Source organism: Shewanella hafniensis (genome assembly GCF_019655335.1).
GTDB classification, from domain to species: Bacteria; Pseudomonadota; Gammaproteobacteria; order Enterobacterales; family Shewanellaceae; genus Shewanella; species Shewanella hafniensis.
The window spans coordinates 1-26,478 of the sequence record NZ_BPFD01000069.1 but is presented as its reverse complement, the minus strand read 5'-3'; the positions used below and the strand labels follow the sequence as shown (position 1 = coordinate 26,478).

Genomic DNA, 26,478 nt, shown 5'->3' with positions numbered 1-26,478 from the left:
TCACTAACGTCTGAATGATTTTATATTTAGATAGTACAACCAGTTTAAATAAACATTAAATACAATACGTTAACTAATAGGTATTTAATAGGCAGCAACAAAAACGCCTAGATTTTCATCTAGGCGCATGATCAACATCCATCATCTGGTACAAATGTGCGCTGAAAGTTTAGCGGCGCCAACCTTCAATTTGAGTTTCATACCGTTCAATCTGCGCAGCGTGGGAAAAGGTCAAGCCAATCGCATCTAAACCATTGAGTAACTTATGTCTCGCCGACTCAGCCAGGGTAAAACTAAACTCGGCACCTGACGGTGAAATCACTTTACAGCTGGTGAGATCAACCGTGATTTGCGCGCCTTCTTCTGCGGCCACTTCATCCATTAATTGGCGCACCTGCGCGTGAGTTAACGCCACAGGTAATAGGCCGTTATTGATTGAGTTACCATAAAAAATGTCGGCAAAACTCGGCGCAATAATCGCACGTAGGCCAAAGTCCGCCAGCGCCCAAGGCGCATGTTCGCGGCTTGAACCACAACCAAAGTTTTCCTGCGCCAACAGAATCGACGCGCCTTTATAGCGGCTTTGATTCAATGAAAACTCAGGATTTGGCACATCGCCCGCATCATCTAAATAACGCCAGTCGTGGAATAAGTGCACGCCAAAACCATCGCGCGTCACCTTAGACAAAAACTGTTTCGGAATGATCTGATCCGTATCGATATTGGTGCTGTCTATCATGACCGCAAGCCCGCTATGGGTTGTAAAAGGTTGCATTAACTTCTCCTCTTGGGTTTACGGTAATTAGTAAGGTTTACGAATATCGACAAAATGCCCTGCCACCGCAGCAGCTGCGGCCATTGCAGGACTCACCAAATGGGTACGACTGCCGCGGCCTTGGCGACCTTCGAAGTTACGGTTACTGGTCGAGGCGCAGCGATCGCCCGCTTCTAATCTGTCGTCATTCATCGCTAAACACATAGAACAGCCCGGTAAACGCCACTCAAACCCCGCTTCGATAAAGATTTTATCTAAGCCCTCGGCTTCAGCTTGGGCTTTCACTTGGCCAGAACCTGGAACGACAATGGCGGTGACGCCACTCGCGACTTTACGGCCTTTGGCATGTACGGCGGCGCTGCGTAAATCTTCAATCCGCGAGTTAGTACAAGAACCGATAAACACCTTGTTGATACTGATGTCTGTCATCGGTGTGCCCGCACTCAGGCCAATGTATTCTAAAGCCTTTTCCATACTAGCTCGGGTGCTTGGGTTGGCTTCATCAATAGGATTAGGCACTTTGCCATCAATCGCAACGACTTGTCCTGGGTTAGTGCCCCATGTCAATTGCGGCGCAATGTCGGCGGCATCTAACTCAACGACAGCATCAAACACTGCGCCGTCATCGGTTTTAATGCTTTTCCAGTAAGCGACAGCCTCTGCCCAATCTTCACCCTTTGGTGCAAACTCGCGGCCTGCTAAATAGTCAAAGGTGGTTTGATCTGGCGCGACCATGCCCGCCTTAGCGCCCATCTCAATCGCCATGTTGCACACTGTCATGCGCCCTTCCATCGACAGGGCTTCAATCGCCTCGCCACAGAACTCCACCACGTAGCCCGTACCACCATCCATGCCGATTTTGCCAATGATAGCGAGGACGATATCTTTGGCGGTCACGCCATCGGTGACATGACCACGCACTTCAATCTTCATGGTTTTCGCTTTTAACTGGCGCAGGGTTTGCGTTGCTAACACGTGCTCAACTTCAGATGTACCAATCCCAAACGCCAATGCCCCAAAGGCACCATGGGTCGCGGTATGGGAATCGCCACACACAATCACAGTACCGGGCAAGGTAATGCCAAGTTCGGGCCCCATCACATGCACAATCCCTTGATTAGGATGATGAATGTCGTATAAACGCACACCAAAGTCTTTACAGTTTTGCGCTAGGGTTTCTACCTGAGTGCGCGCCATCGGACTTAAGGCATCTAAGCTGGCGCTACGGGTCGAAGTGTTGTGATCCATAGTGGCAAAGGTTTTTTCCGGTGCACGCAGTTTGCGACCCGCCACCTTCAAACCGCTGAATGCTTGAGGTGACGTCACTTCATGGACTAAATGTCTGTCGACATAAATGATCGGCGCCTCACCCTCGGGAGCTGCAACGATATGTGCATCCCATACTTTTTGGTACAAGGTCTTTGCGTTCGTCATTACACACCTGCCTTTATTGCATTGGCGATAAAGTCGCCCATCTCGCGAGTGGATTTCGCTTGGCTACGCTTGTCGCTGCTCAATAGCTCGCCGGTTAAATAGCCAGAATTTAACGCTTTGCTTACGGCACGCTCAATCGCACAGGCGGCTTCTTCTTGCTTTAAACTGTGGCGCAACATTAATGCCGCCGACAGAATTTGGGCGATAGGATTTGCAATGCCTTTGCCCGCGATATCCGGCGCACTGCCACCCGCGGGTTCGAACAAACCAAAGCCAGTGCTGTTCATGCTCGCCGATGACAACAAGCCCATAGAGCCCGTTAACATGGCGATTTCATCGGATAAAATGTCACCGAACAGGTTAGAACATAGCATCACATCGAACTCATCGGGACGACGTAGCAACTGCATGGTCGCATTATCGATATAGATGTGTTCAAGCTCGACATCGGGGAAATCTACCGCGACTTCTTCAACCACTTGGCGCCATAACACTGAACAGGCGAGCACATTGGCTTTATCCACTGAGGTGACTTTTTTGCGACGACCACGGGCCGCTTCAAAGGCGATACGGGCGATACGGCTAATTTCGCGGCGGCTATAACGCATGGTATCGAAGGCTTCTTCATTTTCGCCTTCGCCTTGACGGCCCTTCGGCTTACCAAAATAAATGCCGCCGGTTAACTCGCGCACACATAAAACATCAAAGCCACGGGCGGAAATATCGCTACGCAGCGGCGACATATGTTCTAAGCCATCATGCAATTTGGCTGGCCGCAGATTACAGAACAGTTCGAAATGTCCACGCAGAGGCAATAGTGCGCCGCGCTCAGGTTGTTCATTTGGCGGCAGTTTTTCCCACTTAGGACCGCCGACTGAACCGAATAGAATCGCATCAGCCGCTTCACACCCTTTTAGCGTGGCATCGGGTAGCGGGCAACCGTGGTTATCGATGGCAATACCGCCGACATCGTATTGCGTATATTCGATAGTTAAATCGAATCGCGCTTCCACTTCACGCAACACTTTACGCGCCTCTGCCATCACTTCTGGGCCGATCCCGTCCCCTGCTAATACTGCTACTTGATAACTCATACGCCAGCCAACTCCTTTAAATGTGAATGCTTTATGCTCGACCTTGCTACTCTTTGGATGCTTTTAGCGACTAAACGCCGCCTAGCTCTCGATTCTTTTGCATGCTTTGTTTGTAATCGGCGACCTTGTCTGCGCGGCACGTTAAGTTCATCACATGCACTAAAGCGCGTGCCGAAGCTTCAACCACATCGGTCGCTAAACCAACGCCGTGGAAGTTTTGCTCATGGTAAACGGCGGTAATGTCCACTTGACCTAAGGCGTTTTGGCCCACACCCTTAGCACCTAACTTGTAGCTGATGATGTCGATACGACGATCAGTAGCACGAGCAATGGCGTTATAGGCGGCATCGACGGGACCATTACCGGTTGCGGCTTCGGTTTTAACTTCGCCGCCCACTTCGATACGAACGGTTGCGGTAGCAACGCCTTCGGTAGAGTCAGACTGCACCACTAATTGCTGCAATTGATAGTGATTATCTTCTTCGGCCTGCGCTTCCATAAAGGCCAAGGCTTCTAAATCATAATCAAATACTTGGCCTTTTTTATCTGCCAATTTCAGAAACTCTTCATACAGAGTATCCATATTGTAATCGTGCTCGCTATAGCCCATTTCTTCCATGCGATGCTTGATCACATGGCGACCAGAGCGCGAAGTCATATTCAAATTGTTGCGATTCAAACCTATGCTTTCTGGGGTCATGATTTCATAGGTATTTTGCGCTTTTAACATGCCATCCTGATGGATACCCGACGAGTGGGTAAAGGCATTGGCACCGACAATCGCCTTGTTCGCCTGCACAGGCATGTTGCATAACTGGCTGACTAAATTAGAAGTACGGTGAATTTCTTTGGCATTAATGCCGGTTTCTAGTCCTAACATGCCCTTACGCGTCGCTAAGATCATCGCGATCTCTTCCAATGAACAGTTACCCGCACGCTCACCTATGCCATTGATGGTACATTCAATTTGACGCGCACCGTGCTGTACAGCGGTAATCGAGTTCGCCACAGATAACCCTAAGTCATCATGGCAATGCACTGAGATCACTGCTTGGTCGATATTCGGCACACGGTTAAACAGGGTTTGGATAATATTGCCAAACTCGCTTGGCACGGTATAACCGACCGTATCGGGAATGTTAATGGTACGCGCGCCAGCAAGAATGGCAGCCTCTACCATACGACACAGATTATCGATTGGCGTACGTCCCGCATCCTCACAGGAAAACTCCACATCGTCGGTAAAGCGACGGGCGTATTTCACGGCGCCTACGGCCATCTCTAACACTTGATCGAAAGAACGCTTCAACTTGCTCTCAACGTGAATCGTCGAGGTCGAGATAAAGGTATGGATACGGAACTGATCAGCAACAGACAAGGCCTGCGCCGCAGCATCAATGTCCTTTTCAAGTGCACGGGATAACGCACAAACGCGGCTATTTTTGATGGTGCGCGCTATGGTTTGCACCGACTCAAAATCACCGGGTGATGAGACTGGAAAACCCACTTCCATCACATCAACACCAAGACGTTCCAGCGCCATGGCGATCTGTAACTTTTCTTTGACCGAAAGGCTTGCGGCTAACGCCTGCTCACCATCACGTAAGGTCGTATCAAATATAATTACTCTGTTAGACATCTCGCTTCTCCATGGAACGTCACCGTTCATTATTTAACTTTTGCCGTATTCAGATACAAAAAACCCCGCAACATTGGTGCGGGGTTTGTGAATGCTTTGCCTATTTATCGAGCGTGCAACACTAAGACCTCCGCGTATAAACCGCGAGGAGAGAGAGGAGGAGGTCGAGTTTGCTGCTAATTCTATTCATTTTATTTAAATATTTATTCTGTTCAAATAATCTAGGACGGTTAATATTTAACTTGCCTAGCCAAGAGTGTCAACCCTAATTTTTTCATGTTCCACTGTTCCGCACCGTCTTAAGGCCAATAACTGTGAGTTTTATCGCCAATTTAGTGATCGACCCCACAGAATTAACCCGCTGTTTGGATTCAGAAATCACTGGGATGTGTTAACTTATTTCTCTTAGAAAAAAATAGTTTTTTATGCAAAAAATGATTAAGTAAAGTTATAATCCCGCCTTAGTGATTAAGGATATTAGAGCTTACGCATTTTATGGAGCACAAAATGGATTTTCGCGTCTTAGTACTGAGCCTGTTGTTATGGCTGCTCCCCTTTGGGGCCAGTGCTATAGACCAGTTAGATGAGCTCACAGAACTCGTCTACCAATATCCCAGTAAAGCCCTGACTCAAATCACTGCTTTAGAAAAACAATTTACGACCCGTGCCACCTCTGACATTAATCGACTCAGATTGAGCGTGTTGAAATGCCAAAATCTGCTGCAACTGGGTGAGAACGAAGCCGCAATCAACGTGGCACAGTTAGGCGAGGCCAATGCTAAACAGCTTAAGCTCGATCAGGTTCGCCCCTATTTTTTGATTTGCCAAGCCGACGCCAACCTCAACTACAACAATATTCAAAATGCGCTGCCCTTGCTGGATTCCGCTATTACCTTAGCGCGACGTTACCAACAGCCTCAAGCCCTAGTCGATGCCTTACGTTTACGTGGTCAACTCGATACCGACACAGATAACTTCTCCTCTGCCATCGAGGATTTACGTCTGGCCATCGATATTTATCCAGATATTCATACTCAAACCCAGAATTGGGTTTGGCCTCCACAAGCCTATATTTATGCGGCCATGGGCAATTTACTCTACGCAACCCATGATTTCCCCCAGGCCATGTATTACACCAACTTAGGAATACAGAGCCCGGATGCCGAGGGTAAAGTGTTACACATCATTCTACGAAATGCGGCAAGAATAGCGCTCGATAATCAAGAATTCGATTACAGTGACCAACTCGAAAAACAAGCAAAGGCACTACTGCCTGAACTCGGTTCGCCACTAGAGCTTGCCTACAGCTATACCATTTTGGCATCAATCTCGCTCGATAAAGGCCGCATCGACGCAGCAGAAGAATACCTTTCTATCGCCATCAATACCTTTAAGAAACACAATCAGCAATTGGCGATGATGCGCTCGACCCGCCTACTGGCCCAAATACGCTTTGCCCAACATCAAGACGATGCAGCCTTAACCTTAATGAATCACGCCATTGAGCAAGCTGAAAATCTAAAACAGTATTCTGATCTCAAAGGATTTTACGGGATCATGAGCGATCACTACTTAGAACAAGGGGATTTTAAGCAGGCCTATTCTTTCTTACTTAAACGCTATCGAGCTGCCGAACTCGCCAATCAAGGGATGAACACTGCACGAATATTGCAATTTAAAGCTCGCCTTAATCAGCAAGATCTGCAGCAGGATCAGACTAGTCCTGCGCCAGAAAAGGCATCGATCCTCCAAGAGTTAAATCTTGATTGGGCCTATAGCACTCTGTTCTTAATTGCAATGACGTTACTCGGCGGTGCTATTTGGTATTTGATTGATAAGCAAAATAATCGCGCGCCCCGTATCGAAGGCGAGGAGCCTGCGGAAACGCTGCTCCAACAAGTCACATCGGCCTTAAACAGCGCCAAACAAGGTAATTACCCGCTGTCTTTATTACTTTTTAATGCGAGTCAAATACGGCAAGTTGATTTACCGCCTCTGCAGGATCAGCTACAACACAGACTGCGTGAGCAAGATAAGTTAATCCGATATTCGATGGATGAAATTGTGATTATCCTACCGCATACCTCAGCAGCTGGCGCTAAAAAAGTAGTCAATCAATTAGTGGCCTGTATTCAGCCTTGGCAGGGGTCCAGCAAGGTCAATATTGGTATCGCGGCAATGCAACACTTTGATACGTTAGAGTCTTTAATTAAGCGCGCCAGTATCAATCAATTGGGCAAGGTTAAAATCAGTGAGAATAATCCAAACCATTATTCTCCCGCTAAATAAGCCTCAATTTCATCGAGAAAAGCGTCACCGAAACGACTCAGTTTACGCTCGCCCACTCCGTTAACGGCGAGCATTTCCCCTGCACTGGTCGGCATCATGGCCGCCATTTCCGCCAGCGTTGCATCGTTAAACACTAAATACGGCGGTACATCCTGCTGCTCGGCAATAGTTCTACGCAATAACTTCAACCGTGCGAACAACTTACGGTCATAGTTCAACGGTGCTTTAGACTGACTCGCCTTACGTTTTGTGGTCGTTAACTGAATACGCGGTTCGGCGAGCATTAACGCCACCTCCCCTTTGAGTACAGGTCGTGCCGATGGGTTTAAGGTAATAGATGAACCGCGAGTCACATCTTGACTCGCCAGTCCCAAATGGATCAATTGACGGATCACGCTCAACCAATATTCATGGCTCTTGTCTTTACCAATCCCCCAAGTCGTGAGTTTGTCATGCCCTCGATCGACTATCGGTGCGCCTTTCGAGCCGCGCAACACTTCAATTAAGTGATTGATACCAAAACGTTGTCCTAAACGGAAAATACATGACAACACCTTTTGCGCATCTTCAGTGCCGTTATAACGCTTAGGCGGGTCGAGGCAAATATCGCAGTTACCACAGGGCTCTAGTGCGCTCTCATCAAAGTAATGCAGCAACACTTGGCGGCGACAGGTCTGCGCCTCGGCAAAGGCGGCCATAGTATTAAGTTTGTGGAATTCGACCTGTTGCTGCGGCCCAGGCTCGGACTGTTCAATCAAATGTCTGACCCGACCAATATCGGCGGGATCGAACAACATAAACGCTTCTGCATCGAGCCCATCACGGCCCGCTCGGCCCGTTTCCTGATAATAGGCTTCGATACTTTTCGGGATATCGTAATGCACCACAAAGCGCACATTCGACTTGTTAATTCCCATACCGAAAGCCACAGTGGCGACCACGATATCGATTTGGTCTTTAAGGAAACTATCTTGCACTGCGCCACGGTCTTCCTGCGTCATTCCCGCATGATAGGCCTTAGCATTAAAACCTTGCAGACATAAACGATCGGCTACTTCGTCGACACGGCGACGACTGCTGCAATAAATAATGCCGTTGGTGCCATTCTGCTGGGTTAGAAAATGCCGTAACTGATTAGCTGCATTAAGCTTTTCGGCGACAGTATAGCGAATATTAGGTCTGTCGAAACTCGAAAGCAGACGGAACGGGTCAATCCCGAGTCGCTCACAAATACTCTGCCGAGTCGCCTGGTCCGCCGTTGCCGTCAGCGCCATCATGGGCACATAGGGAAAAAGTTGCTTTAGCTGGCCAAGCGCCGCATATTCAGGGCGAAAATCATGACCCCACTGGCTAATACAATGCGCCTCATCGATGGCAAACATCGCCAACTGCAACGACTGCATACGCTCAATAAAATCAGCGGTTAATAAGCGCTCAGGTGACACATAAAGTAGTTTTAACTCACCGTGGCGCAGTTGCCTTAACACTTCGGCACTCTGCTCGCGCGGCAAAGAAGAATTGAGATAAGCCGCTGCAACGCCGGTTTGCAATAAACTATCGACTTGATCTTTCATCAAAGAAATCAATGGGGAAACGACAATAGTGATGCCATTCATCATCAAAGCGGGCAGCTGATAACATAAACTCTTACCGCCGCCCGTTGGCATAATCACTAAGCAATCTTGCCCGCCGCAAACACGTTCTATCACCTCCCGCTGACCGTCCCTAAAGTCACGGTAACCAAACACCTGTGCAAGGCGTTGCGAGAGCGGATCATCATGCGTGTCGAGTACGAGCTTTTCCATGGATCTTCTATGTCAAAAGTGAGGGGGCCTATTCTATACCCAAACTAGTTCAAAATGCAGGATTCAACGGTAATTTAAAGTGCTTTAGACGAGGCAATTCATCGCGATTGTAGCTATTTTAACCCTAGTGGGCTAAGCCAAAAATAACGAACGCGGGGTAAAATACTTTAAAAACTGCCGAAACTGTGTCGTCATTTTAGCGACGGAGTTGCATTAGCCGTGAGCTTCACTGTAGATTAATTGCTCTAAGCCGCACTTTGTTTATCTCAGTGTTGATAACAAATCCAATTACGCCTAATGCAGTCACTCAGTGACAAGGACCCAAAAATGACCAGCCCAATCCAAGCCGAAGCTTTGAGAAGAGTCGCAGCAGTATTTGATCAACATGTTCCTTTTCATAATCTACTCGGACTTGATATCAAACGTTACGACATTGATGGCGTCGAAGTGGTGATTAACATGAAGCCTGAGCTGATTGGCAACATTCACCAACAAATCCTCCACGGCGGTGTGACAGCAACGGTACTCGATGTGGTTGGCGGACTCACGGCCTTTGCAGGACTGGTCGCCAGTCGTGATGATTGGACGGTCGAAGAGCTGCAGCAACGCCTGCAAACCCTAGGGACGATTGATATGCGCATTGATTATCTTAGACCTGGCCGTGGCCAAATCTTTACTGGCACGGGTAGTGTCATTCGTGCGGGTAATCGAGTGTCTGTATGCCGCATGGAACTGCATAATGAACAAGGCACGCATATCGCTTTTGGAACAGGGACTTATATGGTGGGCTAGCCGTTTCACCGCAGATAACTCATTTACCGTATTAAAGATCAAAGCCAGTAAACATCTTGATTAGCAGGATGTTTACTGGCTCCAATCGGCCATTTAAACTCTTATCGAGATATTCTGTAACCAAAAGAACGCTGCGATGCCTTGAGTCAGCGGTCAGACACACCTACAATCGCCGTCTTGTTGTCCTTCGAAGATGTCTCATGCCAGATCTTGAATACCGCAAAGGGATCCTACTCGCCGTCAGTGCTTACTGTATGTGGGGGTTTGCGCCTTTATATTTCAAATTACTCAATCATGTTTCCGCTACCGAAATTTTGCTCCATCGGGTGATTTGGTCATTCGTGTTTATGTTGATCATCATGCAATTTATTGGCGGTTTTTCACGCTTACGCTTACTGTTTAAACAACCTAAGCAACTGATGGTTCTCGCCATTACTTCCATACTGATCGCGGGAAACTGGCTGCTATTTATCTGGGCAGTAAATAACGATCACATGCTCGATGCCAGCTTAGGTTACTTTATCAACCCTTTGCTCAACGTCTTGCTTGGCATGTTATTTCTAGGCGAAAGGTTACGTAAACTGCAATGGTTCGCGGTCGCTCTCGCCAGCGCTGGCGTGTTAATCCAATTAATCTCTTTTGGCTCTATTCCCATTGTCTCACTGGCACTCGCGGGCACCTTTGGTTTCTATGCACTGCTGCGAAAAAAGGTCAATGTGGATGCTAAGGCTGGTTTATTGGTCGAAACCGCAGTGTTATTACCGGTCGCGCTAATTTACCTCGTCGCGACCTTAGACACAGCCACAGCGAGCATGCTGACTAATGATTGGCAACTGAATCTGATGTTAATGGCGGCTGGGATAGTGACTACCATTCCTTTACTGTGTTTTGCAGGAGCAGCGGTACGTATTCCATTGTCTATGCTTGGTTTTTTCCAATATATCGGCCCAAGTATTATGTTTATCCTCGCGGTGAGTCTGTTTAATGAGCCCTTCGATGCCGAAAAAGGTGTGACCTTCGGCTTTATCTGGAGCGCGCTGCTCGTCTTTACCTTAGATATGGCCTATAAACGCAAAACGGCGTAAACATTATCACGCCGATAAACACAGTGGCAGAAGTGATGACATATGATGATTACTTCTGTAACTGTGCTAAAAACTCACTCCCTTGCGGTACTGTCAGTAATAAACTGTAGCCTTTTATGTCAATAAAAATGCCAGCGCTAATATGAGTACTAGGCTGGCATTGATTGGATTGATTTATAACGGCTTAGAGATCGAGCGCGAGAATTTTGGAACGGCGTTGATAGTTATACAACTGCTTTTTCTTCTGTGGCAGTGCTTCAACATCTTCAATCACAAAACCATGCTCGAGGAACCAGTGAATGCTCCGAGTTGTCAGCGCAAACAAGCGTGAATAGCCGCGGTTTCTGGCCTGATTGATAATGTTCTTCAGCAGTAGGCTCCCTCTGTCGGCATCGCGATAATCGGGATGCACCACCAAACAGGCAAACTCGCCTGCATTGTCCTCTTCAAAAGGATAAAGCGCAGCGCAACCAATCACTAAACCATCACGTTCAATCAACATGAACTGTTCAATTTCAATCTCAAGCTGCTCACGACTACGACGCACCAGAATGCCTTGCTCCTCCAATGGACGAATAAGGTTCAGTACACCGCCAATATCGGCGATCGACGCACAGCGTAAACGCTCGGCACTCTCAGTCACGATTTGCGTACCTATCCCTTCGCGGGAAAACAGTTCCTGCAGTAAAGCGCCATCTTCGAGGTAGCTAACTAAGTGACAACGCGGCACACCATTGCGGCAAGCATCAATACTCGCTTTCAAGAAAGCCATAGTGCCAATGCAGGCAGAACCTTGCTCGGCCAGCTTGTTCATGATGTTTTGCGCATCGTTCGGCATCAACTCGGCAATGACATCGCCATTGCGATCGAGAATACCGTTCTGTGAGCTAAAACCGATCATCTTATCTGCTTTGAGTTTGATCGCCACCTGGGTCGCGATTTCCTCGGCGGTCAGATTAAAACTTTCACCCGTCACAGAAGCCGCAATCGGCCCCATCAACACGATGCAGTGATTATCTAACTGACGTTTTAAGCCTTGCACATCAATACGACGCACTTTGCCACTCAGGCAAAAATCCACACCATTGTCGACACCAAGAGGTTGAGCAATCACAAAGTTGCCGCTCACTAAGTTAATTTGCGCACCTTGCATCGGCGTATTGCTTAAGCTCATGGATAAACGCGCTGTGATATCAAATTGCAGTGCACCCGCAACTTGCTTGATCACTTTGAGCGAGTCTTCATCCGTAATACGCACGCCTTCGTGGTAGGCAGGTTCGATACCATTGACGGCTAATGCAGCATCAATCTGCGGCCTAGCGCCATACACCAACACCACTTTAATCCCTAAACTGTGCAGCAGGGCGACATCATTTAAGATGGCGCGGAAGTGATTTTGAGCCAAAGCTTCACCACCCAGCATGACCACAAAAGTTTTACCTCTGTGAGCATTAACATAGGGGGCAGAGTGACGAAATCCATCAACCAGTTCAGTGGTACGCACGCGTTATTTACACCTCATTTTTGAGCTGGCAGCGTCACGATGACATGCCAGGAATGAATCGCTAACTTTCGCGTATGGTATTGCATTTTAATTCACATATAAAGAATTTATTCTCACTAAAGTGCAGTTTTAATGATTTAAAGTGCTTAGAACCGCACTATTTTATATTTTCAGCAAGTGTTCACACTTTTTTAACTTCACAGGGGATGATTCAGCGGCTTAAGTTTGCGAGGCAATTATCTCAACTTGATGACTAACTACTAAAAAAAGCGCAAAAAAAAGCCCCTTAAATAAGGGGCTTTTCTCGAAACACTAACCAAGGATTACTTGATTTTTGCTTCTTTGTAGATAACGTGCTGACGAATAACTGGATCAAATTTTTTGATTTCCATTTTTTCAGGCATGTTACGCTTGTTTTTTTCAGTTGTGTAGAAGTGACCAGTTTTAGCTGTAGAAACTAATTTGATCTTCTCACGATTACCTTTAGCTTTAGCCATGATCTATTATACCTTCTCGCCACGAGCACGAAGTTCAGCAACAACAACTTCGATACCTTTTTTGTCGATCAGACGAATACCTTTAGTAGATACACGTAACTGTACGAAACGCTTTTCTTCTTCTAACCAAAAACGGTGGTTTTGTAGGTTAGGTAAAAAACGACGACGGGTCGCGTTTTTTGCGTGCGAACGGTTGTTACCAACCATCGGCTTCTTGCCAGTAACTTGGCATACTCTTGACATGTCAATCTTCTCCAAAAACAATTTTAACGCTCGAGCATTAATGTGCCTCGTATGGCCGTCGCCCGAGGCACAAAGAGGGCGCATTTTATACACGATCACAGAGTGAAGATCAAGTGTTAGATTAATTAATCCAGCCTCGTTCTGCAAAAGAAACTATCTCTCGATCACCTACAACCATATGGTCCAATAAGGATACGTCTATGGTTGCTAACGCATTTTTTAATCGCTCAGTTATTCGTCGGTCAGCCTGACTGGGCTCGGCAATACCAGACGGATGATTATGACAAACTATAACTGCTGCGGCCTTTTTCTCCAGCACTAAGCTCACCACTTCACGTGGGTACACTGAGGCTGAGTCTATTGTACCGCGGAATAATTCGACAAATTGAATCACTCTATGCTGGCTATCCAGCAGTAAAACTGCGAACACTTCATAGGAGCGATCGGCCAATTGTCTCATTAAATAGTCCCGAGTTAAATCGGGATTTGTTAAAACTTGACCTCTTTGCAGATTTTCCTGCGCTACACGCCGCGCTAATTCGGCCGCAGCTTGAAGCTGGGCGTATTTTACAGGTCCTACGCCCGGAAGTCGACACACCTGATTTCGAGGAGCACAAAGCAGGTTTCTGAGGCCGCCAAACTCGCTAATAAGCGACCTTGCAAGATCAACCGCGTTTAATCCCGCCAAACCGTTCCGCAGTAATACCGCCAATAACTCCGCATCCGACAGTTGCCCCGCCCCTTTTTGTAACAGTTTATCTCTGGGACCTTCACCCTCAGGCCAATCTTTAATGCCCATGCGACCTCCCTGTCATCTCACATATTTTCACTTTACTGAGTATGGACGAGATTTTTTGAACTGGGAGAGTCACTAAAATTCACCGCTTTGTGATATTGTTGGCGGCATTATTTCTATCTCGGATGATGTCTGTGAGTCTGACAAATAAAAACGTCCTGCTGGGCATTGGCGGCGGTATTGCGGCCTATAAAAGTGCTGATTTAGTCCGTCGCTTAAAAGAGCGTGGCTTTGATGTGCGCGTGGTGATGAGCCAAAGTGCGATGGAATTTATCACGCCTTTGACGCTGCAAGCGTTATCTGGACATCCCGTTGCCTCAAGCCTACTCGATCCTGCGGCAGAAGCAGCCATGGGCCACATCGAACTCGCTCGTTGGGCAGATCTCGTCATCATCGCCCCTACAACCGCAAACCTATTGGCGCGGATTAATGCCGGCATGGCCGATGAGCTGATCACCACCACTTGTCTTGCCACAGAGGCGCCTATCGCCCTGTGTCCGGCAATGAATCAGCAGATGTACCGTAATCTGGCGACGCAGGCGAATTTAACCAGTCTGGCATCCCGCGGCTTTACCCTTTGGGGACCCGCAAGTGGCAGTCAGGCCTGTGGTGAAGTCGGCCCTGGTCGTATGCTAGAGCCATTAGACATCGCCACACTCGCTACGCAGTTTTTTGCCACTAATGACGCTGTTGAACTTAAGCCACTCGCAGGCCAGTCACTGCTGATTACCGCAGGGCCAACCCGTGAGGCAATTGATCCCGTCAGATACATTTCGAATCACAGTTCTGGAAAAATGGGCTTTGCCTTAGCCAAAGCCGCGGCAGATATGGGCGCAACAGTCACCTTAGTCTCTGGCCCAGTAAATCTAAGTACCCCAGAAGGAGTGACCCGCATTGATGTTGAATCGGCGCAAAATATGCTTGATGCTGTGATGGATCACGTTGATAAAAAAGATATTTTTATTGGCTGCGCCGCCGTTGCTGATTATCGCATTAGCGACATCGCAACCTGTAAGATCAAAAAATCGGCAGAAGAAATGCAACTTGCGCTGGTGAGGAATCCTGATATCTTAGCCACGGTTGCGAGCTTACCTAACCGTCCTTTTGTGGTGGGATTCGCCGCAGAAACCCATGATGTAGAAGCCTATGCGCGCGATAAACTCAAACGTAAAAACTTGAATATGATCGCCGCGAACGACGTTTCCGTTGCAGGTATTGGCTTTAATGCCGATGCCAATGCCCTGCGAGTGTTCTGGCCGCACGGCAGTCAAGACTTGCCTGCCACTGACAAACTCACGCTGGCACGGCAATTACTTTCGTTGATAGTGAAAGAAAAAACAAATACATGAAAACACCGATTGAATTAAAAATTCTCGACTCCCGTATCGGCTCAGAATTTCCTTTACCTGCCTACGCTACACCTGGCAGTGCAGGCATGGATCTTCGTGCCATGATCGACACGACTTTGACTATAGCACCGGGTGAAACCGTACTTATTCCAACAGGGATTGCCATTCATGTTGCCGATCCAGGACTGGCTGCAGTGATTTTGCCGCGCTCAGGTCTTGGCCATAAACACGGTATAGTACTGGGGAATCTGGTCGGACTCATAGATTCCGATTACCAAGGCCCCTTAATGGTGTCTTGCTGGAATCGTAGCGACAGTCCTTTTGCCTTAGAAATTGGCGATCGTCTCGCACAACTGGTGTTTGTTCCTGTAGTACAAGCACAATTCAAACTCGTTGATGAGTTCGACAGCTCAGATCGTGGTGAAGGCGGATTTGGCCATTCAGGCACTAAATAATCTCCTAAGTCGTTATTGAGCCAAGGATACTGCAATGGCTGTAAGCCCAAAAATTAATCGTCGTGAACATATTTTGCAATGTCTAGCACAGATGCTAGAAACCAACCCAGGACAAAGGATCACCACAGCGAAACTGGCCTCAGAAGTCGGTGTATCGGAAGCCGCCCTGTACCGTCACTTCCCGAGTAAAGCACGGATGTTCGAAGGCTTAATCGAATTTATCGAAGAGTCGTTATTGTCGCGCATCAATTTAATCATGGATGACGAAAAAGACACCATGAAGCGCTGCCAGCTTGTTTTACAGCTCCTGCTGATTTTTGCAGAGCGAAACCCGGGCATTTCCCGCGTCCTCAATGGTGATGCGCTGCTCGGAGAAAATGAACGCCTCCGTAGCCGCATTAGTAATTTATTTGCCAAAATAGAAACTCAACTTAAGCAAATTTTGCGGGAAAAGACCCTGCGAGAAGGCAAAGGCTTTAATTTAGATGAGGCGATTTTAGCCAATTTACTGTTAGCCTTTGCCGAAGGCCGAATCGCTCAATTTGTACGAAGTGAATTCAAACTCAAACCTACCACACACTTCGATGAACAGTGGCGTTTTATCCAACATCAACTGTTGCAAAGCTAATGATTTTTCAACATAAAGGACGGTAACTATCGTCCTTTATTTTCAATATTCCTTCCTTGTTTCACTTCATCTTTTGTTTTATCCTCGAAAAACATTTTAAGAACAAAAAACACAATGATTTAACAAGGATGTCAGATGAAAATTTTGCCTTTTGCCGTTTTGGCCACCACTTGCTTACCCATGATGCCTATCAACACATTTGCGGTTGAGACCTCGGCAACGAGTGCATTATCACAATTATTTAGCCGAGGAGATGAATACGCGAACGTAAAAATATCTCCTACTGGCAAATACTTAAGTGCAATTACCAGTGTCGAGGGTAAAAATGTACTCATAGTACTAGATGCTCAAACCAAAAAACTGCTGAATGCGATTCGCTTCCCAAGCAACGCCCAGGTAGGCACATATGAATGGGCCAATAGCGAGCGCATTGTGCTGGCAAAAGAATACCTTAAGGGCTGGAGCGATGTCCCCCAATACTACGGCGAGTTAATGGCGGTCAACGCCGATGGTTCTCGCCCTAAATATCTATTTGGTTATAACAGCGGCGAGCAGCAAACGGGTTCAAATCTCAGGAAAAATACCGCCATAAATGCCACAGCATTCATACTGGACCCTCTACCGGATGATGAGCGCTATATGCTGGTCAATGCGCTCCCATGGACTGGTGCCCCGGACTTAAGTGAAACACGTCAGGATGTCTACCGCGTTGACCTTTTTAGCGGGGTTCGCAAACGCATAACAGGCTCCCCCATAGGCCGAGCTCGCTTTATGACCGACCATGATGGTGAAGTCCGCTTTGTGGCAGGGGAAGACAGCAAAAACATCACTAAAGTCTTTTACCGCAAAGATAGCGAATGGATAAACACCGATAAACTCAACCTAGGCTTAAGTGATTTTACGCCTATCTCCTTCGCTGATAATAAAAATTCCATCTATGCTGCGGGTCGCGTGGGCACTGAAACCTTAGGTGTATATCGCATCAACCTAGAAACAGGCGAAAAGGCCGAGATCATTCAAGATGAGGTCGTTGATCCCAGCAACTTCTGGATCAACGGCACCAATAAGCAGCTCTACGCCATTGAGTTTGAAAATGGCTATCCAAGCTATGCCTTTGTGGATAACAACGACAACCACGCCAAGCTACTCAAGGATTTAATTGCTGCCGTACCGGGACATCAAGTACGAATTGTTAGCGAAACCCGAGATGCTGAAAAACTCGTTGTAGTTGCATTTAACGATCGTAATCCTGGTGATTACTACATATTTGATACGAAAAAACTGAAACTTGAATATCTAGCAGCCGCTAAAAAATGGCTCGACCCAGAGCAAATGGCGGAGGTAAAACCCATCAGTTTCACCAGTCGTGATGGTAAGACAATCAACGGTTATTTGACGCTACCTTTCGGTAAAGAAGCTAAAAATCTGCCCTTAGTTGTCAATCCGCACGGTGGTCCACACGGTATCCGCGACTGGTGGGGATTTGATCCACAAAATCAATTACTCGCTCAAAATGGTATGGCGGTGTTGCAGGTGAACTTCCGTGGTTCTGGCGGTTATGGTCAGAGCTTCGAGCAAGCTGGCTATCAAAAATGGGGGTCAGATATTCAGCACGACATTATAGACGCGACTCAGTACGTCATTGACCAAGGCCTTGCCGATAAAGAACGGGTGTGTATTGCTGGCGGTAGCTTTGGCGGCTATAGCGCACTGCAAAGCGCCATATTAGCGCCCGATATGTTTAAATGCGCGGTTGGGTTTGCTGGTGTGTATGATCTTGAATTAATGTTTGATGAAGGTGACGTGGCCAGAACACGTTCAGGAACAAGCTATCTCAAGGACGTACTTGGCCAAGACAAAGCCACCCTAAAAGCCATGTCGCCCTCAGAAAACGTTGCCAAATTAAAAGCGAACCTCTTACTCGTTCACGGTGGTGAAGATGAGCGAGCGCCAATTGAACAACTCGAATCCCTCGAAAAAGGCCTAAAAGCTCACAATTATCCTTACCAAAAACTGGTGATGGACAATGAAGGCCACGGTTTTTATAACGATGAGCATAGAGCGAAATACTATGAACAAATGCTCAGTTTCCTAAAAACCAATCTGAAACTTTAGAATTGACTCAAACTTGCCGACACTACTAGGCTAAACTCGATTGGCAGTGGTAGATTTAAAGCCGATATCCGATAAGGACTATCGGCTTTTTCATGTGGCCTATGAGCGTTTTTCGGTATGAATTGTCTGCAATTCGCGCTATCCTCGTCCCCCTATTCTTGCCCTAGCGAGAATAACAATAATTTGTATCTGATGCTGAACAGCCCTAGTACCACGCGATGATCAGCATAGGTTTTCTGTTATAGCCGCTACAACGTAGTGGAGGATAAGATGGCATTAAGTGAAGCAGCAGTAAAAGTACAAGCCGCGTTATTAGAACGTGGACTTGAAACCCCAATGCTCCCAAGCGTTTACAGCAGTGAAGAACGTAAAGACAAGATTGAACATCATATGAAAGAAATCCTGACATTAATGTCATTGGATCTGTCAGACGATAGCCTTGCCGATACGCCGCGCCGCATTGCTAAAATGTACGTCGATGAAATCTTCTCCGGCTTAGATTATGCGAACTTCCCTAAGATAACTGTGATCGACAATAAGATGGGCTTCGATGAAATGGTGCGAGTGCAAGACATTAGCCTTACCAGTACCTGCGAACACCATTTAGTGACGATCGATGGCACTGCAACCATAGCTTATTTGCCACGCAAAAAAATCATTGGTTTATCAAAGATTAATCGCATCGTGCGTTTCTTTGCCCAGCGTCCACAGGTGCAAGAGCGTTTGACTCAGCAAGTGTTAGTCGCGCTACAAACCTTGCTCGAAACCAAAGACGTAGCGGTTAAAATGGATGCTGTGCATTACTGCGTAAAATCCCGTGGCGTGATGGACTCAACCAGTTCAACCACCACCACAGCACTGGGCGGTATTTTCAAATCTAACCCTGCGACCCGCGCCGAGTTTTTGCATCAGTCTAAATAAGTGTATTGAAGCGTAACGTGATTTAAAGCGTGCTTAAATCAATAGCAATCAATACAACTCAACAAAAAACGCTGCGATTCCTTCTATAGAATCGCAGCGTTTTTTGTTTTCATACCAACCCAATCAAACCTTTCTCAACCTAGCTAAATCAATGACGGCTGATTAACTGATTTCACCACGCCAATAATAGCCACTTGATCAATACCAGCGGCTAAGCACTAGAGTTAAATGCCGTATTGCTCGCGGTACAGGCTCACAGCCGCCAACTGCGCTTCCATTCCCGGCTTTTCAGATAAGTAGCTGATAAGGTCCGCAAGTTTGATAATCGCCACTATGCCACAGCCAAAGTCGCGCTCAACCTCTTGGATAGCCGATAACTCGCCCTTGCCTTTCTCCTGTCTGTCTAAAGCAATCAACACGCCCGCTAATTGTGCCTTATGGGCTTCGATGATTTCCATCGACTCACGAATCGCAGTACCGGCAGTGATCACATCATCCACCAACATAACGCGGCCTTTCAGCTCGCTTCCGACTAAGCTGCCACCTTCGCCGTGATCTTTTTTCTCTTTGCGATTGAAGCAGTAAGGAATGTCGATATCGTGGTGTTCACACAAGGCAACAGCCGTAGTGGTCGCAATCGGAATGCCTTTGTAAGCAGGACCAAACAGCAAATCGTAATCAATGCCAGAATCCACTAGCGCAGCGGCATAGAAACGGCCTAAACGCGCTAAATCACGGCCAGTATTGAACAAACCCGCATTGAAGAAATAAGGACTGATACGGCCCGATTTAAGGGTAAATTCGCCAAATCGCAACACCTGACGTTCAAGGGCAAATTCAATAAACTCACGTTGATAGGCTTTCACAATATCTCCTTACGACTTTGTATTTTATTGGTTTTTTATTATGGGGAATTTTTATTCGGTATAGGGCTTACATTACACTAGCATCTTGCTGCAAATAAAAAGTTGCAGCTAATAAAAAGCCCCGCACTGCATAACATAACGGGGCTTGTTCATCACCACACTATTAGTTTAGTGCGGCTTTTTGCACATCGACGATTTCTCGAATACTGTTCTTCGCCAATCCGAGTAGCTCAATCAACTCTTCGTGGCTGAATGGCTCGCCTTCGGCGGTGCCTTGAATTTCGATGATCTTGCCCGTTTCTGTCATCACCACGTTCATGTCAGTTTCGGCGGCGCTGTCTTCGATATATTCTAGATCGCTTATCGCTTCACCCTTGTAAATACCGACGCTGACAGCAGCGATAAGGAATTTCAGCGGGTTAGATTTAATGATGCCTTTACCACGCGCCCAGTTCAGCGCATCCACTAAGGCCACACAGGCGCCAGTGATAGAAGCAGTGCGCGTGCCACCGTCAGCTTGGATCACATCACAATCGATCACGATAGTGTTTTCGCCTAGGGCTTTCATATCCACACAGGCGCGCAGAGCACGGCCGATAAGACGTTGAATTTCTTGCGTACGGCCCGATTGCTTACCGCGAGCGGCTTCACGATCCATACGGCTATGAGTCGAACGTGGCAACATGCCGTATTCCGCCGTCACCCAGCCTTGACCCTGACCTTTAAGGAAACGTGGCACACCTTCAGTAAAACTGGCGGTACAAAGCACTTTGGTTTCGCCAAATTCCACTAACACAGAACCTTCGGCATGGGCCGTAAACTGGCGAGTGATAGTGATGGGACGAGTTTGTGCTGGCGTTCTGTTACTTGGACGCATGCGAGATTCCTGTATTCTGAGTCATTGACCGATTTTGGCTGCATATTATAAGGGCTTGAGCCTTAGGATGCCATGCTTAGGGTGATTCTCTGGCAAACTCATCTAGGCAAAGTACCCATTAACTTGCGGTCTTATACTGTATGCCTTTAATCCTAAAGCCATTGACTCTATAATCGCCTCTCATTATGACGATTAAACCATTAGGACAACCCATGATCCAAAGCATGACAGCCTACGCTCGCATCGAGCACAAAGCACAATGGGGCACAGCCTCCTGGGAAATTCGCTCAGTCAATCAACGTTATCTCGAAACTTACCTACGTTTACCCGAGCAATTCCGCAGTTTCGAACCTGTACTACGCGACCGCCTACGTAAACGTTTAAGCCGCGGCAAAGTCGAAGTCAATCTGCGCTACGAACTGGCCGACAACAGCAACAACGAACTGCAATTGAATCAAGCACTCGCAAAACAATTGCTCGACGCTGCCACTTGGCTCAAGCAAGAAGCGGGACAGGGCGAAGTCAATCTGACCGACATCCTGCGCTGGCCAGGCGTGCTAGCGAGCGGTGAACAAGATATGGATGCCATCGGCGCCGATCTGATGACAGCCTTCGATTCAGCCATAGATCAATTTATCGAAGCCCGCGGCCGCGAAGGCGAAGCCATCAAAGACATGTTGTTAAGCCGCTTAGATGGAGTCAGCGAGCAAATCGCCGTCGTACGCGAGCACATGCCAACTGTAATGCAATATCAACGCGAAAAGCTCACCAACCGACTTGCAGAAATCAAAGGTGAACTCGACCCAGCCCGCATCGAACAAGAAATGGTGCTACTGGCACAGAAACAAGATGTGGCCGAAGAAATGGACAGACTCGAAGCCCATGTGGCCGAAGCCCGCCGCATCCTCAAGAAAGGCGGCAGCGAAGGTCGCCGTTTAGATTTTATGATGCAGGAATTCAACCGCGAATCGAACACCCTCGCCTCTAAATCCATCAGCACTGAAATCACTTCGGCCGCCGTCGAGCTTAAAGTGCTAATCGAGCAAATGCGCGAGCAAATTCAAAATGTCGAATAGTGTGTTGTCGTGTTTAACTGCAATCTAATAAATAAAAACCCTGATTTATCAGGGTTTTTATTAGGGTAACTCAATCGAATTCACTTTTAATAAAGTAAAACGCATCACTCGATCACAGCGCCATAGCTATTGGGATTAAAATAACTAAATCAAAGTGATAGCACAATTTTCTGTAACGGTTCTAATCGCTTAATCAGTGCTTTACGCTGTTTATTTTTGCTAGTAAAAACATCAAAATTTTGTTTAAACTCGCTGAAAGATTGTTTTAGTTGATAAGCATCAAACAACACTTGCAAGGTACGGCTGGCATTATCATAGCCACTGGCACACCCACGAGCCGCCTCCTCAAAAGCACTATCCCAATGGCTTTGATGCGCTTTATAAACCGCTTCAAGATGTTCATTACGCAATAACGTCTCACGGGCAAGACGCTCAGCCTCAGCCATGCGATCTTCTTGCATCACCTCTTTTTCTGCTACGTGCCAGAAGGGATGCAACGATGCAACTGTTACCCTGCGGGAGTACTCTATTGGTGTTTCTTGCGTTCTGAGGAGCGCATACGCATCCGCCGCAAATAGTTTCCCTTCATCAAATAAGCGACAAAGCAACGCGTCCTTCTCGGCATCCGTTAGTTTAGCCATCTGCTGCTGTGCCGTTAATACTGTGGTTTGAGGAGCATGTGCAGGCATTGACTGCAGCAAAAGATGTAAAGCACGTATCGATGGTAAAGGGATGTTAAAGAGTGTGGTAAATGCCAATTGCGCCTGGGTTAACTGGTGAAAATCAAAGGCTATAAGCGGCAAGGGCTCTAATCCCATATCATCGTTGGCTCGACTCAACCAATGGAAATACAAAACGCGGTAATCGCCAGCTAAGAGTTCTGCCCTTAGTGCCGCCAAATGCAGCATAAAGGATTCGGCATCTTCATCGTCACGGTGGCGATAATCATCTTCTAGGGTAAATATCAGTAATTGGTTCTGCTTATTCTCGACAAAGGACACATAAAATTCAGCATCTATTACCTTGAAATCACAGGGGATTGTACCGGATGGCAATTTAATATACGCATTCACTTGCCCCCAATTAGCGTAATAAAAGCCAATATCAAACAAATCCATCATTAAGGTTTCTGGATCGGCCTTTAAATCACCGTAATGATATTGAACACAAAAGGAGTGGCTGGTGATCTCTGCTCGGCTAGAAATATTCCTTAATCTATTTCGCTGCGGGACCGACAAGCTACTGTTAACACATTCGAATCGATAATACTGATATTCACTCATAGCTAACTCACATTGATTTTCTAGCGCTGTCTAAATGCAGCTGGCCAAACGAACAGATATAGGTAGAACTAAATTTTAACTAGGCGACTCAGAAAGCTGAAGACAACTTTTGTGCTTGTTGTTCAGCCTGACTACACTCATAAACAATCCTGAATATGTCACTCGGTTGAGGTCACTAAAATTGGCAGCGGCTAAAATCCCTCTCTTTTATGACGATAGAGAACATGCAGAAAAAATCATCTATGAGCTGTCACTGCACGAAGATCTCTCACTCATCAAAAAGCGCCTAAAATTGGGTGATTATCAACTCAATGGTTGGCTGATTGAACGTAAAACCTTGCCCGATCTCGTGCAATCATTATGCGATGGGCGCCTATTCTCACAGGTGGCCAGATTAGCCCAGAGCCCAAATCATACTGCCCTGCTTATCGAAGGTTATACACAAGATATCGCATGTTACCAGATACGCAGAGAAGCGTTAATCGGGGCGCTGTGCTCGATTTCAATCAATTTCCACATCCCAATACTGCGCAGTTTATCGCAAACTGAAACAGCTAAAATTCTGTATTTTTGCGCCACTCAGTTAAACAGAAGAGAACATGAATTAACCCTCACGGGACGTAAGCCCAAACGCAAGAAAAATCAGCAATTATTCATCTTGCAAAGCCTACCCGAGGTAGGCCCTAAACTCGCCAATAAACTTTTATGCCATTTCGCCAGTGTCGAGGCAGTCGTAACAGCATCTGAAGAGGCATTGATGCAAGTGGGTGGTATAGGTAAAAATAAAGCAAGTAAGATCCGTGAAGTGCTGACTCGCTAAGTGACTTCACAGCATAAGCTGAGTGCCTGCAGACTTACTCGAATAATAAACTATATAGCTCTTGGTGCGAGCTCACTTGATAGTGCGGGGCGATACCGGCGGGCACATCGTGGCCGTGGACGTTATACCAGCAAGTATGAATACCGGCGTTGATGCCGCCTTGGATATCTGAATGCGGGTTATCACCGACCATAAGCACAGTCTCACGATCAGGATGACCCATGAGTTCGAAAGCATGTTCGAAGATGCCCACATCAGGTTTGGCTATGCCGACTTTTTCTGAAATCACTAAAATATCAAAATGATGCTGTAAGCCTGTACGTTCTAATCGCACGGTTTGTAGCTCAGTAAAACCGTTGGTGATAATGCCCAATTTAGCTTTACCTTGCAGCGCGGCTAATAACTCGCGAGCACCGGGTAACGGCGCACAAATTTCGGCCATTGCTGATAAAAAGGCGCTATTGAGCGTCATGGCCGTAACGTCTAATTTGGCAGCCCAAGGTTCGAAACGTGTCGTTTGTAACTCGGCGGCGGTTATCTTGCCATCTTGATAATCGACCCATAGCGGTTTGTTCACTAACTGATACTCATCGAAATCGGCTTGGGTAAAATCGACCCCAAACTCACTAAACATCAACTTAAGCCCTTTTAAGGCATCGAAATAAAATAGGGTTTCATCGGCATCGAACAAAATCCATTGGTACGGCAAGGACATAGGAACTCTCTTTCTGACAAAATAGCTAAGACCCATCCCCAGCCGTTAAGTGGCATCAAGAATGGTACATCGGCGATTACGGCAACGCAGTAGCTAGCTGCCTAGCAATAATCAAGATAAGCGATAAACATGAGCGATGAGCGCGAAAATAACTCAGCTTCACAGTCGACACCTGCAATCAGCAAGCGCATTAGTCTACCTTGCATCAAAGGCCATGATAACCACGATAATAAAAACTGACTGTTGAGGTATCATCAACAATAATGGCAGGGGATAGCGATAACATAAGGACACCATGGAACACTTTTCAGCACTACCTATCTTTGTCACTGTAGTGGAATGCGGGAGCTTTTCGCTGGCAAGTCAAAAGCTTGGGCTGAGTAAATCGGCGGTGAGTAAACGCATTACCCTGTTAGAACAAAGTCTGGGTATTCAACTCCTGCACCGCACCACTCGCAGCTTGAGTCTTACCGAGGCGGGTGCCCGCTATTTTGACTATGTTCGCCCTGCAGTTAAACTCGCTGAGGAAGGCTTGGACGCCATTTCTGAGCTACAACAAGCGCCTCAGGGCAATCTGCGTATCGCCGTTCCTATGGTATTTGGCCGCTTGCATATCGCCCCTTTAATCCCTGAGTTTTTGCGCCGTTACCCGAAAATACAGCTGCAAATGCAGATGGATGATAAGACAACCGACTTAATTGCTGGCGGATTTGATCTGGCAATTCGCATCGGCGATCTACCAGATTCAAGTCTTATTGCCCGTAAAATCGCCCCTTGTTTAAGTGTCATTTGCGCCTCACCCGAGTATCTTGCTCGCCACGCTGCGCCACACACGCCGCAGCAACTCAGCCAACATAACTGTTTGTTCTACTCATATTTTCGTGACGGTGTTGAATGGACCTTCTTAAGCCCGCAGGGCACTACGCGCATCCAGCCAAACGGTAACTACCAAGTCAACAATAGTGATGCCATCCACCAAGCCACGCTCGATGGTCTAGGCATAGCCAATCTGCCCCGTTTTATGGTCGACGCCGACTTACAAGCGGGCCGCCTACAAGCCTTGCTCGCAGACCATCCCCTCCCCGAACATGGCATTTATGCGGTTTATCCGCAGCGGAAATATCTGCCGACTAAGGTGAGTGTATTGATTGAGTTTTTGATGGAGCAGTTGGCGAGTGACAAGTTAGGGTAAATTTTCACTTGTCAGTAATGAGGAAGGACAACTCTCTTTCACCCCTATGAAAAATAAACAATAGACCAGAGACCATCAGACTGACTCTCTCGAGCGGCTGATAGCGAATCATTTGAACAATCAGATTTATGTTTTTAATCAATACTACACTTGCATTTTTAGCCACTATTTATACGCTATAACGTATATAAACAAATTATACGCTGTAACGTCTTAAACATTGACTAT

The 26,478-nt window shown here is 47.0% G+C and carries 24 protein-coding genes and 1 pseudogene; 11 read left to right on the top strand and 14 right to left on the bottom strand.

Annotated features, from left to right (window positions below; genetic code table 11):
- Positions 1 to 169: 169 nt before the first annotated feature.
- The 4 genes from leuD to leuA form a co-directional block, all read right to left on the bottom strand.
- On the bottom strand, positions 170 to 775 hold the full coding sequence (gene leuD, locus K5Q99_RS17075; protein WP_220777531.1) for a 3-isopropylmalate dehydratase small subunit: 606 nt from the start codon (positions 773 to 775) through the stop codon (positions 170 to 172).
- A gap of 27 nt (positions 776 to 802) precedes the next feature.
- On the bottom strand, positions 803 to 2,209 hold the full coding sequence (gene leuC, locus K5Q99_RS17070) for a 3-isopropylmalate dehydratase large subunit (protein ID WP_220777530.1): 1,407 nt from the start codon (positions 2,207 to 2,209) through the stop codon (positions 803 to 805).
- Positions 2,209 to 3,303 carry a 3-isopropylmalate dehydrogenase gene (leuB, locus tag K5Q99_RS17065; RefSeq protein ID WP_220777529.1) on the bottom strand — a complete coding sequence of 365 codons (1,095 nt, stop codon included), beginning with the start codon at positions 3,301 to 3,303 and terminating at the stop codon, positions 2,209 to 2,211. The genes leuC and leuB overlap by 1 nt, the downstream gene beginning before the upstream one ends.
- Positions 3,304 to 3,373: 70 nt before the next feature.
- Positions 3,374 to 4,942 carry a 2-isopropylmalate synthase gene (leuA, locus tag K5Q99_RS17060; RefSeq protein WP_220591815.1) on the bottom strand — a complete coding sequence of 523 codons (1,569 nt, stop codon included), beginning with the start codon at positions 4,940 to 4,942 and terminating at the stop codon, positions 3,374 to 3,376.
- A 507-nt stretch (positions 4,943 to 5,449) separates the two neighbouring features.
- On the opposite strand from leuA, the gene K5Q99_RS17055 reads away from it, so the two are divergent.
- A complete protein-coding gene (locus K5Q99_RS17055; RefSeq protein ID WP_220777528.1) occupies positions 5,450 to 7,231 on the top strand; it encodes a diguanylate cyclase domain-containing protein in 1,782 nt (593 codons plus the stop codon).
- On the opposite strand, the gene recQ is transcribed toward K5Q99_RS17055, so the two are convergent.
- Complete coding sequence (gene recQ / locus K5Q99_RS17050) at positions 7,213 to 9,036, bottom strand: DNA helicase RecQ (protein WP_106648331.1); 1,824 nt, start codon at positions 9,034 to 9,036, stop codon at positions 7,213 to 7,215. The two genes, K5Q99_RS17055 and recQ, sit on opposite strands and share 19 nt — an antisense overlap.
- Positions 9,037 to 9,363: 327 nt before the next feature.
- On the opposite strand from recQ, the gene K5Q99_RS17045 reads away from it, so the two are divergent.
- Together K5Q99_RS17045 and rarD are read left to right on the top strand one after the other, a co-directional pair.
- Positions 9,364 to 9,828 (top strand): thioesterase family protein, encoded by a 465-nt coding sequence (locus K5Q99_RS17045; RefSeq protein ID WP_106648332.1) that lies wholly within the window; start codon positions 9,364 to 9,366, stop codon positions 9,826 to 9,828.
- Between the two features lie 200 nt (positions 9,829 to 10,028).
- Positions 10,029 to 10,913 (top strand): EamA family transporter RarD, encoded by an 885-nt coding sequence (gene rarD, locus K5Q99_RS17040; RefSeq protein ID WP_106648333.1) that lies wholly within the window; start codon positions 10,029 to 10,031, stop codon positions 10,911 to 10,913.
- A gap of 49 nt (positions 10,914 to 10,962) precedes the next feature.
- Here rarD and K5Q99_RS23045 read toward each other — a convergent pair.
- The 5 genes and pseudogenes from K5Q99_RS23045 to radC all read right to left on the bottom strand — a co-directional run.
- A pseudogene (locus tag K5Q99_RS23045) lies at positions 10,963 to 11,028 on the bottom strand (PH domain-containing protein); the annotation flags it as partial.
- A 69-nt stretch (positions 11,029 to 11,097) separates the two neighbouring features.
- Positions 11,098 to 12,417: an amino-acid N-acetyltransferase gene (argA, locus tag K5Q99_RS17035; protein WP_106648335.1), complete on the bottom strand. Its 1,320-nt coding sequence runs from the start codon at positions 12,415 to 12,417 to the stop codon at positions 11,098 to 11,100.
- A gap of 323 nt (positions 12,418 to 12,740) precedes the next feature.
- A complete protein-coding gene (rpmG, locus tag K5Q99_RS17030; RefSeq protein ID WP_006079871.1) occupies positions 12,741 to 12,914 on the bottom strand; it encodes a 50S ribosomal protein L33 in 174 nt (57 codons plus the stop codon).
- A gap of 6 nt (positions 12,915 to 12,920) precedes the next feature.
- The gene (gene rpmB, locus K5Q99_RS17025; protein WP_006079870.1) at positions 12,921 to 13,157 is read right to left on the bottom strand and encodes a 50S ribosomal protein L28; all 237 of its coding nucleotides are present in this window, start codon (positions 13,155 to 13,157) and stop codon (positions 12,921 to 12,923) included.
- A gap of 121 nt (positions 13,158 to 13,278) precedes the next feature.
- On the bottom strand, positions 13,279 to 13,956 hold the full coding sequence (gene radC, locus K5Q99_RS17020; protein WP_006079869.1) for a RadC family protein: 678 nt from the start codon (positions 13,954 to 13,956) through the stop codon (positions 13,279 to 13,281).
- Positions 13,957 to 14,078: 122 nt separating this feature from the next.
- On the opposite strand from radC, the gene coaBC reads away from it, so the two are divergent.
- From coaBC to folE, 5 genes are all read left to right on the top strand, one after another.
- Positions 14,079 to 15,302 (top strand): bifunctional phosphopantothenoylcysteine decarboxylase/phosphopantothenate--cysteine ligase CoaBC, encoded by a 1,224-nt coding sequence (gene coaBC, locus K5Q99_RS17015; RefSeq protein ID WP_220777532.1) that lies wholly within the window; start codon positions 14,079 to 14,081, stop codon positions 15,300 to 15,302.
- Positions 15,299 to 15,757, top strand: a complete 459-nt coding sequence (dut, locus tag K5Q99_RS17010; protein ID WP_006086674.1) for a dUTP diphosphatase — start codon at positions 15,299 to 15,301, stop codon at positions 15,755 to 15,757. The genes coaBC and dut overlap by 4 nt, the downstream gene beginning before the upstream one ends.
- Before the next feature lie 34 nt (positions 15,758 to 15,791).
- A complete protein-coding gene (gene slmA, locus K5Q99_RS17005; protein ID WP_006079866.1) occupies positions 15,792 to 16,385 on the top strand; it encodes a nucleoid occlusion factor SlmA in 594 nt (197 codons plus the stop codon).
- 135 nt (positions 16,386 to 16,520) lie between these two features.
- The gene (locus K5Q99_RS17000; RefSeq protein ID WP_220777527.1) at positions 16,521 to 18,500 is read left to right on the top strand and encodes an alpha/beta hydrolase family protein; all 1,980 of its coding nucleotides are present in this window, start codon (positions 16,521 to 16,523) and stop codon (positions 18,498 to 18,500) included.
- 270 nt (positions 18,501 to 18,770) lie between these two features.
- Positions 18,771 to 19,421 (top strand): GTP cyclohydrolase I FolE, encoded by a 651-nt coding sequence (gene folE / locus K5Q99_RS16995; protein WP_006079864.1) that lies wholly within the window; start codon positions 18,771 to 18,773, stop codon positions 19,419 to 19,421.
- A 224-nt stretch (positions 19,422 to 19,645) separates the two neighbouring features.
- Here folE and pyrE read toward each other — a convergent pair whose 3' ends face one another.
- Positions 19,646 to 20,287 carry an orotate phosphoribosyltransferase gene (gene pyrE / locus K5Q99_RS16990; RefSeq protein WP_220777526.1) on the bottom strand — a complete coding sequence of 214 codons (642 nt, stop codon included), beginning with the start codon at positions 20,285 to 20,287 and terminating at the stop codon, positions 19,646 to 19,648.
- A gap of 163 nt (positions 20,288 to 20,450) precedes the next feature.
- The gene (rph, locus tag K5Q99_RS16985; protein ID WP_106648341.1) at positions 20,451 to 21,164 is read right to left on the bottom strand and encodes a ribonuclease PH; all 714 of its coding nucleotides are present in this window, start codon (positions 21,162 to 21,164) and stop codon (positions 20,451 to 20,453) included.
- Between the two features lie 212 nt (positions 21,165 to 21,376).
- Here rph and K5Q99_RS16980 point away from each other — a divergent pair, with 212 nt between their 5' ends.
- Entirely contained in the window at positions 21,377 to 22,240 is an 864-nt protein-coding gene (locus tag K5Q99_RS16980; protein ID WP_220777525.1) for a YicC/YloC family endoribonuclease, read from the top strand.
- A 149-nt stretch (positions 22,241 to 22,389) separates the two neighbouring features.
- On the opposite strand, the gene K5Q99_RS16975 is transcribed toward K5Q99_RS16980, so the two are convergent.
- Positions 22,390 to 23,523: a hypothetical protein gene (locus tag K5Q99_RS16975; RefSeq protein WP_220777524.1), complete on the bottom strand. Its 1,134-nt coding sequence runs from the start codon at positions 23,521 to 23,523 to the stop codon at positions 22,390 to 22,392.
- Positions 23,524 to 23,704: 181 nt separating this feature from the next.
- Here K5Q99_RS16975 and K5Q99_RS16970 point away from each other — a divergent pair, with 181 nt between their 5' ends.
- On the top strand, positions 23,705 to 24,343 hold the full coding sequence (locus tag K5Q99_RS16970; protein ID WP_220777523.1) for an ERCC4 domain-containing protein: 639 nt from the start codon (positions 23,705 to 23,707) through the stop codon (positions 24,341 to 24,343).
- A 34-nt stretch (positions 24,344 to 24,377) separates the two neighbouring features.
- Here the strand turns inward: K5Q99_RS16970 and yjjG are convergent, their stop codons facing one another.
- Positions 24,378 to 25,058: a pyrimidine 5'-nucleotidase gene (gene yjjG, locus K5Q99_RS16965; RefSeq protein ID WP_220777522.1), complete on the bottom strand. Its 681-nt coding sequence runs from the start codon at positions 25,056 to 25,058 to the stop codon at positions 24,378 to 24,380.
- A gap of 295 nt (positions 25,059 to 25,353) precedes the next feature.
- On the opposite strand from yjjG, the gene K5Q99_RS16960 reads away from it, so the two are divergent.
- Positions 25,354 to 26,250: a LysR family transcriptional regulator gene (locus K5Q99_RS16960; protein WP_220777521.1), complete on the top strand. Its 897-nt coding sequence runs from the start codon at positions 25,354 to 25,356 to the stop codon at positions 26,248 to 26,250.
- The last annotated feature ends 228 nt before the right edge of the window (positions 26,251 to 26,478 follow it).